This window comes from Enterococcus spodopteracolus (assembly GCF_030441955.1).
GTDB lineage: Bacteria > Bacillota > Bacilli > Lactobacillales > Enterococcaceae > Enterococcus_B > Enterococcus_B spodopteracolus.
This window is the reverse complement of record NZ_JARJHD010000133.1, coordinates 1-409: the sequence shown is the minus strand read 5'-3', so window position 1 is coordinate 409 and position 409 is coordinate 1. Positions and strand designations below refer to the sequence as shown.

Below are 409 nucleotides of genomic sequence, written 5' to 3'. Positions count from 1 at the left end.
CCGTTACACCTTTTCCACATTCACCAGGAACGCCTTGAACTCCGGCGTTTGGGTATTCGCATCACCGACAAACGGCGTCAGCGTGTTGGCGATAAAGCCTTTCTTCGCCACGCCCTCGTAACCCCAGTGAATCGGAATACCAATCGTGTCGATATCTTTGCCGTCCACTTTCAGGGTACGAATACGCTTGGTCACCACCGCTTTGGCTTTGATATAGCCACGGTTGGAGGAGACGCGCACGGTATCGCCCTGCGTAATGCCCAGCTTGCCCGCCAGTTTCTCGCCAATCTCCACAAACTGTTCCGGCTGCGCGATGGAGTTCAACAGCGCGTGTTTAGTCCAGTAGTGGAAGTGCTCGGTCAGGCGGTAAGTAGTCCCGACATACGGGAACTTATCGGCTTTACCCATC

Annotated in this window: 1 protein-coding gene; it reads right to left on the bottom strand. The window is 54.8% G+C overall.

The features are described from left to right. Positions 1–3: 3 nt before the first annotated feature. Positions 4–409, bottom strand: a 406-nt coding sequence (locus P3R27_RS14920) for a molybdopterin dinucleotide binding domain-containing protein (protein ID WP_301399207.1), incomplete at its 5' end; no start/stop codon positions are given.